The sequence below is a fragment of the Xaviernesmea rhizosphaerae genome, assembly GCF_001938945.1.
Lineage (GTDB): Bacteria > Pseudomonadota > Alphaproteobacteria > Rhizobiales > Rhizobiaceae > Xaviernesmea > Xaviernesmea rhizosphaerae.
The window spans coordinates 65,637-78,130 of sequence record NZ_MKIO01000038.1 but is presented as its reverse complement, the minus strand read 5'-3'; the positions used below and the strand labels follow the sequence as shown (position 1 = coordinate 78,130).

The following is a 12,494-nucleotide window of genomic DNA, read 5'->3' as shown; positions in this document are numbered from 1 at the left end:
CGTGCCGCAGAACTCCACCAATTGCCGCAAGGAGAGCGACCATGACATGCACCGCGAAAGACACCGCCATGCAACTGCCCGGGCTTGTCGGTCTCGACCATGTCGGCCTGACCGTGCCCGATCTCGATGAGGCCGTTGCCTTTTTCGCCGGCGTGCTTGGCTGTCCTCGCGTGCTGACCTTCGGGCCGATCGCCGATGACGAAGGCAGCTTCATGGCCGATGCGCTCGGCGTGCATCCGCGCGCGCGCATCGAACGCGTGGCGATGATCCGCACCGGCCGCGGCTCCAATATCGAGCTGTTCCAATATTCGGCACCGGACCAGCAGCGCCCGGCGCTGAAGAACAGCGACATCGGCGCCTTCCATCTCGGCCTCTATGTGCGCGACATCACGGCGGCGAAAGCCTATCTCGACGCGCAAGGCGTCGCGACCCGGCTGGGTCCGATCCCGATCACCGAGGGACCGATCGCCGGGCAGACGATCCTTTATTTTCAGGCGCCCTGGGGCCTGAACCTCGAGGTCATCAGCTATCCCGAGGGCATGGCCTACGCCCGCGATGCGGAGATCCTGCTATGGGATCCAAGAAAGGCGGAGGGTTGAGATAGTGTGCGGGCCTGGCGCGGCGGCCTGCAAGCCGATGGCCCGGTCGCAATTCAGGCTTTCGGCGAAGAGTTTTGTTCCATAACCTAGATTATGTGAGCCGGTTTTGTAGCGGGTACATTCTATTTAGTAATGCGATAATTGGGCCAGTTGGAGATGCGACAGTCTCGCCTCTTCATGCAATGCCACCGTCGGGCTAGCGCCAGGATTTCCATGAGAAGAGGTTCGAAGGCGTGCGCGGAGGGTCCGTGCATAGCAACCTCGCAACCTCGCCGATGCAATGACCTCCCCGAGAGATGGCTGCTGCCATCATCGAAACCCAGAGTTTTAGCGCCTATTGCCGACTTTCGTCTTTTTAAGGATGATCCCCGCAATGCGCGGAGAAGATGTATTGGTGACGTGGGGAAGAGGTCTGTTCAGAGTCTGGATTGTTGTGACGACTATCTGGATCGTCGTCGTGGCGCTCTTCACATGGCAGAGCGTGGCAAAACCTTACATCTTATGGGGCGGCTTCAAGATGGGCCAGGGAGAGCCGGAGTACCTCGAGCCTTACGGCGAGAAGATCGCGGCCGCTCGCGAACTGAAGTCAAGAAAGCTGCTCGTGGAATACGAAATCGCCTACGAGAAGCCATCGCTCAGAGAGACAGCATTTTTCTTCCCTGCCGCCTCTGTCCACGAGGATAATCTGAAGGCCATTGAGGCTTACATACCCAAGGCCACCGCGCTGCAGGATGCGAAAGTCAGGGAAGCTCGCCTCGAAGTACTGGAAGGCGCTCTCTGGGGAGCGGTCCTTCCTCCAGTAATACTTCTGGTGCTCGGATTGGCGATCCGCTGGGCATTGCTGGGCTTCAGGGCATAAGAAAGATTCCATCGTGGCTTGGCGCTGGACCGTGGAATGTGGGCGATCGTTGGCACTAGCAGCCAGACGGCACATTCCTCGCGTAGGTTGCACAGATGGGCTCCGTCGCACAGATGAAAGTAATCAGCCACGCACTCGACAAGGATCTGACGCGCTTTGTCGTGATCATCGCCGCGTCAGGCTCACGCCTTCTGGTGTGTCCACAGCGTCGACGCAGCCGATTCCTGCCTCTGCGGCGAAAAGATAGTGTGAATATTAAGCAAACGGCTCAAAACGATATTTGCTAGGGCGAAGGAGCGGCGAGTTCAGCGGGTTGTTTACAGGCCGTGGCCTAGGCTCTCTCCAATCGAACCCATAGCGAGACCTTGATGTCCGAGACCTGCGCCTTTCCGCCTCCGCGAAACGCTGCCCTCCGCTGGGTCGCGGAGATCGGCGAGACACTGCCGGACGAGGTTCAGCGCCGTTTGCGCTCTGCCTTCTTCACCTCAAGAATGCCGCTCATCTTCGGAGCCGTCAATTCCATCCTCGTCGCCCTAGTGGTGTATGGGTCCACGCAGCGTCCCGTTTTCCTCCTGCTCGCCCTGTGTGATTTCGTCCTGCTCCTCGTGCGGATCGCCCTGGTGAAGCGCAGGATGGCGCCATCAGGACCGATCTTCGCCACCGGGCTTCTCTGGGCGATGATCCAGTCGACGACGCTCGGGCTTGTCATTCTCTCTGGCGATGTCGCGCTGTCGATCATCGTGCTGGCCAGCGGTCTTGCGGCCATCGGCGGCATCACCGGGCGTAATTTCGCCGCGCCGCGTTATGCGATCGCGCAGGTGGCGATGATCGATGCAAGCTTCAAGATTGCCTTCTGCTTTCTCCATCCCGAGTTTCTGCCGCTGATCGCCGGACAATCCGTGCTCTTCATGCTAGTCAGCATCGGTATTATTCGTCAACACCGACAGGTGGCCATCGAAGCGATCCAGGGGGAGATCGACAGCCGCCGCAAGGCCTTTGAGGATCCGCTGACCGGGCTTTCAAACCGCCGGGCGCTGGAAACGGTGTTTGGCGCGATGCCGGTCCCCTCGCCTGGCCGCGCCCTGCTCTATCTCGATCTCGATGGTTTCAAGCAGGTCAATGATCGCTTCGGGCATGCGGCCGGTGACAGGCTGCTGCAGGATGTCGGCGCGCGTCTGATCGCGGTTGCCGGCATCGGGGCAACCGTCTGTCGCCTTGGCGGCGATGAGTTTCTCGTCCTCTTGCCGCGCACCACGGGCGAAGCGGCCTGCGGGCTGGGACGCGACATCATCGCGGCGATCGATGCACCCTTCGCGATCGACGAGACGATCGTCGCGGGCGTCGGCGCCAGTGTCGGGGCCGTGATCGACGAGGATGGCACGGCGACGCTGAAGAGCCTGATGAGCCGGGCCGATCAGGCGCTTTATGCCGTCAAGAACGCCGAAAAGGGTGCCTTCAGGCTCTATGATGGCCATCTTCTGGAGCGGCAACTGCAGCGATGCGGCGACATGCCGAGACTGGGCGATCATCCGGAGGATGGCGTCGCGTCCGAGCGCGCGGCACTGCTGTAGAACGGCCCGATGCAATGCGGACCCGCCGGCCTGATCTCGTGGACAGGCCGGCCGTGCCCCTTACCGCGCCGGGATGTCGCCCCTCGCCCAGGTCTCCTGCGTCTCCTCCATGAAGGACTGGAAACGGCCTTCCTCGATTGACGCGCGAATGCCGGCCATCAGGTCCTGATAATAGGCAAGATTGTTCCAGGTCAGCAGCATGCCGCCGAGCGCCTCGTTGCTGCGCACCAGATGATGGAGATAGGCGCGGGAATAGTCGCGCGCCGCCGGGCAGGAGGAGGCCTCGTCCAGCGGGCGCGGGTCTTCGGCGTGGCGGGCATTGCGCAGGTTGACGCGGCCATGGCGGGTGAAGGCCAGGCCGTGGCGGCCGGAGCGGGTCGGCATCACGCAGTCGAACATGTCGATCCCGCGCGCCACCGATTTCAGAATATCGTCGGGCGTGCCCACGCCCATGAGGTATCGCGGCTTGTCGAAGGGCAGCGCCGGGCAGGTGATGTCGAGCATGTCGAGCATCACTTCCTGCGGCTCACCGACCGCCAGACCGCCGACGGCATAGCCCTTGAGGTCAAGGCCCGCCAGGGCTTCTGCCGAGCGCACGCGCAGCTCGGGACTATCGCCGCCCTGGACGATACCGAACATGGCCTTGCCGGGCTGATCGCCAAAGGCGACCTTGCAGCGCTCGGCCCAGCGCAGCGATAGTTCCATCGCCCGCTCGATCTCGTTGCGCTCGGCCGGAAGCGCCACGCATTCGTCGAGCTGCATCTGGATGTCGCTGTCGAGCAGGCCCTGGATCTCGATCGAGCGCTCCGGCGACATGTGATGCAGCGCGCCGTCCACATGGCTCTTGAAAGTCACGCCCTGCTCGTCAAGTTTCCGCAGGCCGGAGAGCGACATCACCTGGAAGCCGCCCGAATCGGTCAGGATCGGCTCGGGCCAGCGAATGAGCTCATGCAGGCCGCCGAGCCTTGCCACCCGCTCCGCACCGGGGCGCAGCATCAGATGGTAGGTGTTGCCGAGGATGATGTCCGCGCCGAGTTCGCGCACCTGCGTCAGATACATGGCCTTCACCGTGCCCACCGTGCCCACGGGCATGAAGGCCGGCGTGCGCACGATGCCGCGCGGCATGGAGACCTGGCCGCGTCGGGCCTTGCCATCGGTGGCGAGCAGGGTGAACTGGAAACGGTCGGTCATGAAGTCTTCCGGAAAAGCAGGCTGGTGTCGCCATAGGAGTAGAAACGATAGCCCGACGCGATGGCATGGGCATAGGCGCGATGCATGGTCTCCAGGCCGCAAAAGGCCGAGACCAGCATGAACAGCGTCGAGCGCGGCAGGTGGAAATTGGTCATCAGCCCATCCACCGCGCGAAAGCGATAGCCGGGGGTGATGAAGATGCCGGTGGCGCCGGACCAGGGCGCGATCTGCCCGTCTTCGCGCGCAGCACTTTCGATCAGCCGCAGCGAGGTGGTGCCGACGCAGACGATGCGCCCGCCCCTCGCCTTCACGGCGTTGAGCTTCGCGGCCGTCTCGGCGCTGACCTGGCCGATCTCCTGGTGCATCACATGATGATCGGTATCCTCCGCCTTGACCGGCAGAAAGGTGCCGGCGCCGACATGGAGCGTGACGAAATAGCGTTCGATCCCGCGCGCGTCGAGCGCGGCGAAGAGCCGGTCGGTGAAATGCAGCCCCGCCGTGGGCGCGGCAACAGCGCCCTCTTCCCGGGCATAGATGGTCTGATAGTCCGCCCGGTCGCGCGCATCTTCGGGTCGTTTGGCAGCGATATAGGGGGGCAGCGGAATATGGCCTGTCGCCATGATCGCCTGATCGAGCGCAGGACCGGCGCGGTCGAAGGCGAGCGTCACCTCGCCCGCATCGCCCTTTTCGACGATCTCGGCCGCCAGTTCGGGGCCGAATTCCACGGCATCGCCTGATTTCAGCCGCTTGGCCGGCCGCGCGAAGGCCTTCCAGCGATCCGGCGCGACCCGCATATGCAGAGTGAAATCCACCGTGGTCGCCACATCGGGGCCGCGGCGTCGGATGCCCTGGAGCTGGGCGGGAATGACCTTGGTGTCGTTGAAGACCAGCGCATCGCCGGGCTGCAGGAAATCCGGCAGTTCCAGAACGCCGTGATCGGCAAGCTCCCGCTCCGTCTCCTGCGGGTGCACCAGAAGCAGGCGCGCGCTGTCACGCGGTTCGGCGGGTCTGAGCGCAATGGCGCTTTCGGGCAGGTCGAAGTCGAAGAGATCGACGCGCATGTCAGGCTCTCATGTCGAAGGGATAGGGGTCCGCAGCGGCCGGCAAGCGCCAGCACGTGGTGACAAACGCCCGAAGGGCGGGGTGCCGCGCTGCTCGCGCGCCGCCCCGCCCTTCGGTCTGTTCGTTCAAGGTCGGCGGAGCACTCCGCCGCAGGCGACGGATCAGGCCGCAGAAGCGAGCTTGATCGAGACGATCGAGTCGGGATCCTTCACCGGCTCGCCGCGCTTGATCTTGTCGATATTGTCCATGCCGTCGATCACCTTGCCCCAGACCGTGTACTGGCGGTTCAGCCAGGGAGCGTCGGTGAAGCAGATGAAGAACTGCGAATTGGCCGAGTTCGGGCTCTGCGAGCGGGCCATGGAGCAGGTGCCGCGCACATGCGATTCCGCCGAGAATTCCGCCTTCAGGTCCGGCTTGTCGGAGCCGCCCATTCCGGCGCGGGCCGGATTGAAGCTTGCGCCACCTTGCTTGCCGAACTGCACGTCGCCCGTCTGGGCCATGAAGTCCTCGATGACGCGGTGGAAGACGACGCCGTCATAGGCGCCTTCGCCGACCAGTTCCTTGATCCGCGCGACATGGCCGGGTGCCAGGTCCGGGCGCAGCTCGATAACGACGCGGCCCTTGGTGGTTTCCATGATGAGGGTGTTTTCCGGATCCTTGATCTCGGCCATGGTCTCTCTCCTTTGAAATCAAGCATCGGCCCGAAAAGCGGCAACCGGTTTTCGACCCGATGCAAAAACAAAATCTGGAGCATCGGACTGTTTATGACAGCCAGTCCGATGATCGCATGTGCGGGCAGCACCTGCCGCCCGTCCATTGTCTATCTGTTCCGCCGTGGTTCTTTACTGGCCGACCTTGACGCTGATCATGCGGTCGGGGTCGCTGACGCTGCCGTTATCGGCCTCACTGCCCTTCTTGATCTTGTCCACGTTTTCCATGCCCTTCACCACCTTGCCGACGACCGTATACTGACCGTTGAGGAAGGAGCCGGGGGCGAACATGATGAAGAACTGCGAATTGGCCGAATTCGGGCTTTGCGAGCGGGCCATGCCGACCGTGCCGCGCTCGAAGGGCACCTTGGAGAACTCCGCCTTGAGGTCCGGCTTGTCGGAGCCGCCCATGCCGGCCATGCCGGCCTGGAAGTTCTTTTCCATGTTGCCATACTTCACGTCGCCGGTCTGGGCCATGAAGCCAGGAATGACGCGGTGGAAGGCTACATTGTTATAGGCGCCTTCGGCCGCCAGCTCCTTCAGCCGCGCCACATGCTTCGGCGCGATATCGGGACGCAGCTCGATGACGACGGGGCCGTCCTTCAGCTGGATCGTCAGATAGTCCTTGGCCTGGGCGAAGGCCTGGGAAGCGAAGGCCGAGACCATAAGCGCGCCGGCAAGGGCAAGATGGCGGATTTTCATGGATGAACTCCCAAAGACTTTTTTCGGTTGGACCGGAGGATGATCGACGGTCGATCAGGGGGCTGAGGGCGCGCGCAGGGCCTGCAGCGCTTTCAGCACCGGCGCCGGCACGAAGGGCGCGACATCGCCGCCCATGGCCGCGATCTGGCGGACCAATGTGGCGGTAATGGGCCTCAAACCTGCCTCGGCCGGCAGAAACACGGTCTGGATGTCGGGCGCCATGGCCCGGTTCATCCCCGCCATCTGCATTTCATAATCCAGATCCGTGCCGTCGCGCAGGCCGCGCAGGAGCAGGCTGGCGCCTTCGGCGCGCGCTGCCTCGACCACGAGCCCCTTGAAGAAGATCACCGAGACATCGGCTGCCCGCTCCGGCAGCGCCTCGGCCACCACGGCGCTGATCAGGGCGGCGCGTGCTTCCGCTGTCATCAGCGGCGTCTTGCCCGGATGAATGCCGATGCCCACCACCACCGTGCGCGCCACGGCCAGGCCCTGGGCCAACACATCGAGATGGCCATTCGTCATCGGATCGAAGGAGCCTGGAAAGAACGCTCTGGTCATCGGTTTCTCTGTCCCTTTGCCGGGCCTTTTGTCATGCCCGCGCGCGGGCCGCAAGAGCTGGCGCCACCCCCGCCCTGCCCTTTCTCGCCGCGAGCCGGCAAGAATCATCCGCAAGCAACAGGTCGATGCACAGAAACAGAGCTGGAACCTTTTGATCGAACGCGTCGTTGTTAGGTGCGAAAGGATACAACGATGGCTCTTCTGCTTCTCTCAATCCTGATGTTCTTCGTGATGCTGTTCGCAACGCTGAATGCCATGCGGCAGGAAGCCCGGATGGATCGCATCGACCAAAACCACCGCCTGGGCTGAGCTCGGCATTCAATCTTTTCTTGAGGAACCGCCATGGCGATTACGATGACGCTCATGTCGGCCGTGATTTGTTTTGTGTTCCTGGTCGATTTTGCCAAAACGATCCAAGATCTTCAGAAAGACAGGCTCGCCTTGAAGGAAGCCCGCGCGCGCGGCTTCAACGTCTGAGCGCGAAGCTCGCTAGATCAGGCCGATAACGCGCCGATAAGGCCATGAGTTCGACACAGTCGAGCGGATACTTATCAATCAGATTACACCGTCGGATGACCTCCAGCATCCAGACGTTTCAAGCCGGACGGTCCCCTGCCGTCCGGCTTTTTCTTTGTTTGCGGCTCGTTTGTCTGAGGCCGAGCCGGACTGCATGCGGCTCGTGGCCGGTCCATGAAAAAGGGCGGCCCGATGGAGCCGCCCTTTTTCCTATGGATCAGTGACTGGCCAAACGGCCCTGCGCTTGCGTCAAACGGCGGGCGGCTCCGCGCCCTCGGCTTCCGGCGCGGCGACCTCCTCGGTTTCTTCCGGCTCGCTGATGCGCTCGACCGAAACCACCTTCTCGTCCTTGGCGGTGGAGAAGATCGTCACGCCCTTGGTGGCGCGGCTCGCCAGCCGGATGCCGTTGACCGGCACGCGGATCAACTGGCCGCCATCGGAGACGAGCATGATCTGGTCGGCCTCTTCCACCGGGAAGGCGGCGATCAATGCGCCGATCTCGGCGATCTTCGAGGGATCGGTGGCGCGGATGCCCTTGCCGCCGCGGCCCGAGGTGCGGAAATCATAGGTGGACGACCGCTTGCCGAAGCCCTTTTCCGAGACCGTCAGCACGAATTGCTCGCGCGCCTTCAGCTCTTCATAGCGGCTGTCGGAAAGCTGACCTTCCTCGGTCACTTCCTCACCCACCAGCGCGATCTCTTCTTCCTCGCCCGTCGTGGCGCGGCGCTCGACAGCGGCGCGCTTGAGATAGGCGGCGCGCTCCCAGGGTTCCGCATCCACATGGCCGACGATGGTCATGGAGATGATCCGGTCGCCCTCGCCCATGGAAATGCCACGCACGCCGATCGAGTTTCGCCCGGCAAAGACGCGCACATCATCCACCGGGAAGCGGATGCATTGCCCCAGAGCCGTCGTCAGCAGGACGTCGTCGCGATCGGTGCAGGTCTCGACGGAGAGGATCTCGTCGCCCTCCTCCTCGAGCTTCATGGCGATCTTGCCGTTGCGGTTGACCTGGACGAAATCCGAAAGCTTGTTGCGCCGCACAGTGCCGCGGGTGGTGGAGAACATCACGTCGAGGTTTTCCCAGGACGCCTCATCCTCCGGCAGCGGCATGATGGTGGTGATGCGCTCGCCCGGCTCCAGCGGCAGCATGTTGATCAGGGCCTTGCCCTTGGACTGGGGCGTGCCGATCGGCAGGCGCCAGACCTTCTCCTTGTAGACGATGCCGCGCGAGGAGAAGAACAGGACCGGCGTGTGCGTATTGGCCACGAACAGGCGGGTGACGAAATCCTCGTCGCGCGTGGCCATGCCCGAGCGGCCCTTGCCGCCGCGCCGCTGCGCGCGATAGGTCGTCAGCGGCACACGCTTGATGTAGCCGAGATGCGAGACGGTGACCACCATGTCCTCGCGGGCGATCAGATCCTCGTCGTCCATATCCGGACCGCCCTCGACGATCTCGGTGCGGCGCGGCGTGCCGAACTCCTCGCGCACAGCGATCAGCTCGTCCTTGACGATCTGGAGGATGCGCAGACGGGAACCGAGGATTTCGAGATAATCCCGGATCTCCGCGCCGATCGTGTTCAGCTCGTCGCCGATCTCGTCACGGCCGAGCGCGGTCAGGCGAGCAAGACGCAGCTCGAGAATGGCGCGCGCCTGCTCCTCGGAGAGATTGTAGGTGCCGTCCTCGTTGATGCGGTGGCGCGGATCGTCGATCAGGCGGATCAGCGATTCGACATCGGCGGACGGCCAGCGGCGCGTCATCATCTGCTCGCGCGCGGTGGCCGGATCCGGCGCCTCGCGGATCAGCTTGATCACCTCGTCGATATTGGCGACGGCAATGGCGAGACCGACCAGGACATGGGCCCGCTCGCGCGCCTTGCGCAGGAGGAACTTGGTGCGGCGGGAGACGACATCCTCGCGGAAGGCGACGAAGGCGCGCAGCATGTCGAGCAGGGTCATCTGCTCCGGCTTGCCGCCGTTCAGCGCCACCATGTTGCAGCCGAAGGAGGTCTGCAGCGGGGTGTAGCGATAGAGCTGGTTGAGGATCACCTCGGCATTGGCGTCGCGCTTCAGCTCGATCACCACGCGGTAGCCCTGGCGGTCGGATTCGTCGCGAATGTCGGAAATGCCCTCGATGCGCTTGTCGCGCACCAGCTCGGCCATCTTCTCGATCATCGTCGCCTTGTTCACCTGGTAGGGAACCTCGGTGATGATGATCTGTTCGCGGTCGCCGCGCATCGGCTCGACCGTGGCGCGCCCGCGCATGATCACCGAGCCGCGCCCGGTCTCATAGGCCGAGCGGATGCCCGAGCGGCCCATGATGAAGGCGGCCGTCGGGAAGTCCGGGCCGGGGATGATCTCCATCAGCTGATGCAGCTCGATCGCGGGGTCGTCGATCAGCGCGATACAGCCATTGATGACCTCGCCCAGATTGTGTGGCGGGATGTTGGTGGCCATACCGACCGCGATGCCGCCCGCGCCGTTGACCAGAAGGTTCGGGAACTTGGCGGGAACGACGACGGGCTCGGACAGCGTGCCGTCGTAATTGTCGCGGAAATCGACCGTTTCCTTGTCGAGGTCATCCAGCAGCGCATGCGCCGCCTTTTCCAGCCGGCATTCGGTGTAGCGCTCGGCCGCCGGCGGATCACCGTCGATCGAGCCGAAATTGCCCTGCCCGTCGATCAGCGGCAGGCGCAGCGACCAGGGCTGGGCCATGCGGGCCAGTGCATCATAGATCGCCAGGTTGCCGTGCGGATGGTACTTACCCATCACGTCGCCGGTGACGCGGGCGCATTTGACGTATTTCTTGTTCCAGTCGATCCCGAGCTCGGACATGCCGTAGAGAATGCGGCGATGGACCGGTTTCAGGCCATCGCGCACATCAGGCAGCGCGCGGCTGACGATGACGCTCATCGCATAGTCGAGATAGGAGCGCTGCATCTCATCCATGATGGAGATGGGCTCGATTCCTGGCGTATCCTTGCCGCCGGGTGTGCTTTGGTCAGTCACTATCGATCACGATCTTCGTTTGAGAATCATAGGCCGAGTTATAGCCCATGGGTCCGGCAAGCGCCAATTTGGCCCGCCGGTTATGAACAGCATAGCGGAAAAAACGCCGGGATCGGGCCTTTTCAAGGCGGCTTTCGCCCGGGGTCGGGGAAATCGACGGGACGCCGGTGTCGATCCCGTTCCGACCGGGCGTCGTCCCGCCCACCCTTAACGGTCGCCCATCCGTCGGGCAAGGCCAGGGCGGCTTGCATCGGTGGGCGACTGCGTCATGATGGCTGGCGGAGAGAGCAAGGCCCCTGACGCAGGCGCCGGCCGAAGGAGACCCTCGTGATCGAAATCGACCATCTGATCAACGCGCTGACCACGATCCTGGTCACGATCGATCCTCCCGGCCTCGCACCGATCTTCCTCACCCTGACCAATGGGCTGACGCGGGCCGAGCGCGGCCATGTCGCGCGTCAGGGCGCGCTGATCGCCTTTGGCATTCTCGCAACCTTCGCGATCTTCGGCAACGGCATTCTCAATGCGCTCGGCATCTCCATCGGCGCCTTCCGCATCGCGGGCGGTCTGCTGCTGTTCTGGATCGCCTTCGAGATGATTTTCGAGAAGCGCAACGAGCGTAAGGAAAAGACCGGCGAGACGGCGACGAGGCGCGATCACATCCAGAACATCGCCGTCTTTCCCCTCGCTTTGCCGCTGATCGCCGGCCCAGGCGCCATCTCGGCAACCGTGCTTCTTTCCAGCAGCTTCGCCACCGGCTGGCAGCGGCTCGAACTCCTGCTGGTGCTGGCCTTTTCCGTTCTCATCCTCTACGGCGCGCTGATCGTGGCGGACCGGATCGACCGCTTTCTCGGCGTCACCGGCCGGGCCATCCTCACCCGCCTGCTCGGTGTGCTGCTCGCCGCACTCGCCGTGCAGTTCGTGGTCGATGGCATCCGCTCGGTGTTTCTGGCGACGTGAGGAAATAAGCGCTGCAAAGCATCACGGCGGAGATCACGGACTCGGGATGATCGTCAATCACCCCTGTCAAACTGCTGTTTTTCCACGTCCTGCGCGCCATGCAGGACACGCAGCACCACAATGCGATCCGCGTAGGATCGATAATAGATACAGCGCTGCCGGAACGGGAGAGCTCTCAGCCCTTCCAGAATATGATCACGGGGCACGCCTGTGAAATCCACTTCCGCGATCCAGGCAATCTTGGCCGTCAGTTCCGTCAAGAACGCTTTGGCGTGATATGCGCTGGTCTGAGCGATGTGCCGGCGGATCCCGCGCAAGTCCGCCAAGGCAGCCGGCGCCATGATCAGGCGCTTCGGGCTAATGGTCAGAACTTTCGCTCATCACGTCGCGCAGAAGCTCTGCGCCACTGGAATATTCCTTGCCAAGACCTGATTCGATTTCCCGATCCGCGTCGTTGATCGTTCGCCGCAATGTTTGCAGGCGTGACTCGTAGTCCGCCAGCATGCGAAGCCCGGCGCGCACGGCGTCGGTTTCCGTCTCAAAACGCCCGTTTTTCACGAAGTCGTCCAGCATCGCATCGTAGCTGTCACCGAGGGAAAACGTCTTTGCCTGCGCCATGTGCCCATTCCCGATCTCGGGAGAAGATTACGCGTCCAATTCATCGCCTGCAATGTTGCCCGTGATCGGACAAGGGTTCGGAAAAGACGGGAGTGCGGCGCGTATCATCGCCGCGCCGCTCCCCGTCTTCCCTCAAGCA

Annotated in this window: 13 protein-coding genes; 5 read left to right on the top strand and 8 right to left on the bottom strand. The window is 63.1% G+C overall.

Going from position 1 to position 12,494, the window contains the following annotated elements; all coding sequences use genetic code 11:
- Nucleotides 1-41 precede the first annotated feature (41 nt).
- From BJF92_RS25275 to BJF92_RS17680, 3 genes are all read left to right on the top strand, one after another.
- Complete coding sequence (locus tag BJF92_RS25275) at nucleotides 42-599, top strand: VOC family protein (RefSeq protein WP_075636081.1); 558 nt, start codon at nucleotides 42-44, stop codon at nucleotides 597-599.
- A gap of 373 nt (nucleotides 600-972) precedes the next feature.
- Nucleotides 973-1,458: a hypothetical protein gene (locus BJF92_RS17685; protein ID WP_075636080.1), complete on the top strand. Its 486-nt coding sequence runs from the start codon at nucleotides 973-975 to the stop codon at nucleotides 1,456-1,458.
- 368 nt (nucleotides 1,459-1,826) lie between these two features.
- Complete coding sequence (locus tag BJF92_RS17680; RefSeq protein ID WP_075636079.1) at nucleotides 1,827-3,029, top strand: GGDEF domain-containing protein; 1,203 nt, start codon at nucleotides 1,827-1,829, stop codon at nucleotides 3,027-3,029.
- Between the two features lie 60 nt (nucleotides 3,030-3,089).
- Here BJF92_RS17680 and tgt read toward each other — a convergent pair whose 3' ends face one another.
- The 5 genes from tgt to coaD form a co-directional block, all read right to left on the bottom strand.
- Nucleotides 3,090-4,220, bottom strand: coding sequence for a tRNA guanosine(34) transglycosylase Tgt (gene tgt / locus BJF92_RS17675; protein ID WP_075636078.1), 1,131 nt, complete (start codon nucleotides 4,218-4,220; stop codon nucleotides 3,090-3,092).
- Nucleotides 4,217-5,281: a tRNA preQ1(34) S-adenosylmethionine ribosyltransferase-isomerase QueA gene (gene queA / locus BJF92_RS17670; protein ID WP_075636077.1), complete on the bottom strand. Its 1,065-nt coding sequence runs from the start codon at nucleotides 5,279-5,281 to the stop codon at nucleotides 4,217-4,219. The genes tgt and queA overlap by 4 nt, the downstream gene beginning before the upstream one ends.
- 162 nt (nucleotides 5,282-5,443) lie before the next feature.
- Nucleotides 5,444-5,953, bottom strand: coding sequence for a peptidylprolyl isomerase (locus BJF92_RS17665; RefSeq protein WP_075636076.1), 510 nt, complete (start codon nucleotides 5,951-5,953; stop codon nucleotides 5,444-5,446).
- Between the two features lie 171 nt (nucleotides 5,954-6,124).
- Nucleotides 6,125-6,694 (bottom strand): peptidylprolyl isomerase, encoded by a 570-nt coding sequence (locus BJF92_RS17660; RefSeq protein WP_075636075.1) that lies wholly within the window; start codon nucleotides 6,692-6,694, stop codon nucleotides 6,125-6,127.
- 54 nt (nucleotides 6,695-6,748) lie between these two features.
- Nucleotides 6,749-7,252: a pantetheine-phosphate adenylyltransferase gene (gene coaD / locus BJF92_RS17655; RefSeq protein ID WP_075636074.1), complete on the bottom strand. Its 504-nt coding sequence runs from the start codon at nucleotides 7,250-7,252 to the stop codon at nucleotides 6,749-6,751.
- Between the two features lie 342 nt (nucleotides 7,253-7,594).
- Here coaD and BJF92_RS26265 point away from each other — a divergent pair, with 342 nt between their 5' ends.
- Entirely contained in the window at nucleotides 7,595-7,729 is a 135-nt protein-coding gene (locus BJF92_RS26265) for a hypothetical protein (RefSeq protein ID WP_280938389.1), read from the top strand.
- A 288-nt stretch (nucleotides 7,730-8,017) separates the two neighbouring features.
- Here the strand turns inward: BJF92_RS26265 and gyrA are convergent, their stop codons facing one another.
- A complete protein-coding gene (gene gyrA / locus BJF92_RS17650) occupies nucleotides 8,018-10,777 on the bottom strand; it encodes a DNA gyrase subunit A (RefSeq protein WP_075636073.1) in 2,760 nt (919 codons plus the stop codon).
- 327 nt (nucleotides 10,778-11,104) lie between these two features.
- On the opposite strand from gyrA, the gene BJF92_RS17645 reads away from it, so the two are divergent.
- Nucleotides 11,105-11,737: a MarC family protein gene (locus BJF92_RS17645; RefSeq protein WP_075636072.1), complete on the top strand. Its 633-nt coding sequence runs from the start codon at nucleotides 11,105-11,107 to the stop codon at nucleotides 11,735-11,737.
- Between the two features lie 53 nt (nucleotides 11,738-11,790).
- Here the strand turns inward: BJF92_RS17645 and BJF92_RS17640 are convergent, their stop codons facing one another.
- Nucleotides 11,791-12,078 carry a type II toxin-antitoxin system RelE/ParE family toxin gene (locus tag BJF92_RS17640; RefSeq protein WP_075636071.1) on the bottom strand — a complete coding sequence of 96 codons (288 nt, stop codon included), beginning with the start codon at nucleotides 12,076-12,078 and terminating at the stop codon, nucleotides 11,791-11,793.
- 16 nt (nucleotides 12,079-12,094) lie between these two features.
- Nucleotides 12,095-12,355, bottom strand: a complete 261-nt coding sequence (locus BJF92_RS17635; protein WP_075636070.1) for a type II toxin-antitoxin system ParD family antitoxin — start codon at nucleotides 12,353-12,355, stop codon at nucleotides 12,095-12,097.
- Nucleotides 12,356-12,494: the final 139 nt, after the last annotated feature.

Coding starts and splice junctions, on each gene's coding strand:
- BJF92_RS25275 (WP_075636081.1), top strand. CDS start 42: ATGACATGCACCGCGAAAGACACCGCCATGCAACTGCCCGGGCTTGTC.
- BJF92_RS17685 (WP_075636080.1), top strand. CDS start 973: ATGCGCGGAGAAGATGTATTGGTGACGTGGGGAAGAGGTCTGTTCAGA.
- BJF92_RS17680 (WP_075636079.1), top strand. CDS start 1,827: ATGTCCGAGACCTGCGCCTTTCCGCCTCCGCGAAACGCTGCCCTCCGC.
- tgt (WP_075636078.1), bottom strand. CDS start 4,220: ATGACCGACCGTTTCCAGTTCACCCTGCTCGCCACCGATGGCAAGGCC.
- queA (WP_075636077.1), bottom strand. CDS start 5,281: ATGCGCGTCGATCTCTTCGACTTCGACCTGCCCGAAAGCGCCATTGCG.
- BJF92_RS17665 (WP_075636076.1), bottom strand. CDS start 5,953: ATGGCCGAGATCAAGGATCCGGAAAACACCCTCATCATGGAAACCACC.
- BJF92_RS17660 (WP_075636075.1), bottom strand. CDS start 6,694: ATGAAAATCCGCCATCTTGCCCTTGCCGGCGCGCTTATGGTCTCGGCC.
- coaD (WP_075636074.1), bottom strand. CDS start 7,252: ATGACCAGAGCGTTCTTTCCAGGCTCCTTCGATCCGATGACGAATGGC.
- BJF92_RS26265 (WP_280938389.1), top strand. CDS start 7,595: ATGGCGATTACGATGACGCTCATGTCGGCCGTGATTTGTTTTGTGTTC.
- BJF92_RS17640 (WP_075636071.1), bottom strand. CDS start 12,078: ATGGCGCCGGCTGCCTTGGCGGACTTGCGCGGGATCCGCCGGCACATC.
- BJF92_RS17635 (WP_075636070.1), bottom strand. CDS start 12,355: ATGGCGCAGGCAAAGACGTTTTCCCTCGGTGACAGCTACGATGCGATG.